3 protein-coding genes and 1 pseudogene are annotated in these 2515 nt (G+C 48.7%); all 4 read right to left on the reverse strand.

The annotated features are described in order from the left end of the window. A pseudogene (locus tag KQJ18_RS23280) lies at nt 1–352 on the reverse strand (23S rRNA (cytidine(2498)-2'-O)-methyltransferase RlmM); the annotation flags it as partial. Continuing rightward, complete coding sequence (locus KQJ18_RS23285; protein ID WP_003034037.1) at nt 345–740, reverse strand: DUF423 domain-containing protein; 396 nt, start codon at nt 738–740, stop codon at nt 345–347. The pseudogene KQJ18_RS23280 and the gene KQJ18_RS23285, both read right to left, overlap by 8 nt. 18 nt (nt 741–758) lie before the next feature. Then, nucleotides 759–1676, reverse strand: coding sequence for a glycine cleavage system transcriptional regulator GcvA (gene gcvA / locus KQJ18_RS23290; RefSeq protein ID WP_038633269.1), 918 nt, complete (start codon nt 1674–1676; stop codon nt 759–761). A 362-nt stretch (nt 1677–2038) separates the two neighbouring features. Further along, nucleotides 2039–2266 carry a YgdI/YgdR family lipoprotein gene (locus KQJ18_RS23295; RefSeq protein ID WP_016154261.1) on the reverse strand — a complete coding sequence of 76 codons (228 nt, stop codon included), beginning with the start codon at nt 2264–2266 and terminating at the stop codon, nt 2039–2041. Nucleotides 2267–2515: the final 249 nt, after the last annotated feature.

The following is a 2515-nucleotide window of genomic DNA, read 5'->3' on the forward strand; positions in this document are numbered from 1 at the left end:
TAACCAGCTCTTTGCTTTCATTGGTGTCGGCGACTTCGACACGCAGATCGCCGCCTTTTTCCACCACGCCCTGCAACATGCCGACAATTGGCGTAATACGGTCTTCCGGCGGTAAATATTGCAGCAGTTCGCCCACCACAAACATCTGACGGGCAAAAATCAACGAGCTAAACGGCAGTTCTTTCACTAACTTTTCGGCATCGTCCTGCTGATAGCATTCGAAGATCACATAGCCCGCATTGTCTTTAACGCGGGCGAAACCGAAGATTTCCCGACGTCCTGCTTTATCCGTAATTTCTGCGGCGCACTCTTTTTCAAAACCCGGGCGACACAACAATACAACCTTATTCATGGCTAACGCCCTTACGTTTCAATCGAATAGCGCCCACTAACATCAGCGCCCAGCCCACAAGGAAGCTGAAACCACCGACGGGGGTAACAAACGCCCACAGGCGTAAATGGGAGAGCGCGAGGCAATACAGGCTACCGCTAAACAGCACCGTTCCTAATGCCAGAAACACGCTACTCCAGTAAAACCAAATGCTAATGCGTCGCTGCATGGCGACGGCCAGGCCGAAGATAGCCAGCGTATGAAACGCCTGATACTCAAGGCCAGTCTGGATCCAACCCATTTCTACGACACCCAGGGTTTTACTCAGAACATGTGCCCCAAAGGCGCCCAACGCCACAAAGATAAAACCACTTACGGCGGCAAAAATCAGCATAAAACGGCTGGTCATGTTAATACCCTACGTAATTTATTGTTCATAACGAAAGCGGAATTTTTCTTGTTCCGAGGCCGCTTTCGCCAGTATCCACTGACGGAAGGCGGCTATTTTACCCAGTTCTGCCTGACTGTCATGACAAACCAGATAAAACGCGTTTTTGCTGACCAGAACATCGTTAAACGGACAGACCAGACGTCCGGCTTCAATTTCGGACTGCGCCATAACGTTATTCGCCAGCGCAATCCCCTGTCCATGGATAGCAGCCTGTAGCACCATGGCGCTATGGCTGAAGATAGGCCCTTGCTGTACGTTAATATGATTCAGGCCAAGCTGGCGCGTATAGGCTTGCCAGTCACGCCGCGACGCATCGTGCAACAATGTGTGTTTTGCCAGATCATCCGGCGTCTTCAGGGGCTTATCACCAGTAAGTAACAGCGGCGAGCAGACCGGCAATAAATATTCTGCGTACAATTTTTCAACGCGCAGACCCGGCCAGTTGCCGCGTCCGTAGAAAATCGCCACATCAACATCGTCAGCCAGTTTGTCTTCCTGACGGTCCACCGCCTGGATCCTGACATCGATTCCCGGATAAGCTGAGTTAAAGCTAGAGAGTCTGGGCACCAGCCATTGGATCGCGAAACTGGGCAATAAACTAACGGTAAGCGCACCTTTTGCACTGCGTGCCTGAAGTTTACGCGTCGCGTCAGTTAATTGCGAAAAAATCTCTTTGATGTCGAGGAAATAGCTTTGACCCTCTTCTGTTAACAGCAGAGATCGATTGCGTCGACGAAACAGCTTCAGCCCCAGGAAATCCTCAAGTGACTTGATTTGATGACTTACTGCGGCCTGCGTCACAAAAAGCTCTTCCGCTGCGCGGGTAAAGCTCAAATGGCGCGCTGCAGCATCAAAAACACGCAATGCATTTAGGGGTGGTAATCGTTTTGACATGACTTTTAGGCTTTGATGTTAAATGAATTTAACAATTATCTAACAGGGTGTAACCTATTAGTTTTTTTTATCTGAGCCATTATAAATTGTCCGTTGAGGTTCTACCAGCAAATACCTATAGTGGCGGCACTTCCTGAAGCCGGAACGAAAAGTTTTATCGGAATGCGTGTTCTGGTGGGCTTTTGGCTTACGGTTGTGATGTTGTGTTGTTGTGTTTGCAATTGGTCTGCGATTCAGACCATGGTAGCAAAGCTACCCTTTTTCACTTCCTGTACATTTACCCTGTCTGTCCATAGTGATTAATGTAGCACCGCCAAATTGCGGTGCTTTTTTTTGTCCGACTTTCTGTCGATGGCGACCGGTTAGTTATCCAGTTCTACCATCTCTTTCACATCGGTACGGTTGATCTGCTGTTTGTTGCCGTTAGCGTCTTTATACGAAATCATTCCCGTTTCATTGTCGGTCTGTGGCTTGCCATCAGATACGATTGATCGACCATCGTTGGTGTGCATCACGTAATTCGATCCAGAACAGGCGCTCAGGGCAAAAGTCAGCATACAGGCAGAGATAATTGCGGCAGTCTTTTTCATCTTCTTCTCCTTAAAGCGATTTATGCTATTAAAAACACACTCCGTAACAGGCAAAATTGCTCGCCTAACGCTATATAGCATAAGACACTGCGAGGACTTTGCCAGGATATCCAGAGTATTCCGATGGTTAGCACAACCCTTGTGTCAGCGCCTGTTTTGCGCGACGATCGGTTTATTGAACTGAGGATGACCATGAACGCATTTAATCCCGCGCAGTTTCGCGCGCAATTTCCCGCACTCAACGATGCC

Origin of the sequence: Citrobacter sp. S55_ASV_140, assembly GCF_018919505.1 — a bacterium.
In the GTDB taxonomy this organism is placed as follows: domain Bacteria; phylum Pseudomonadota; class Gammaproteobacteria; order Enterobacterales; family Enterobacteriaceae; genus Citrobacter; species Citrobacter werkmanii.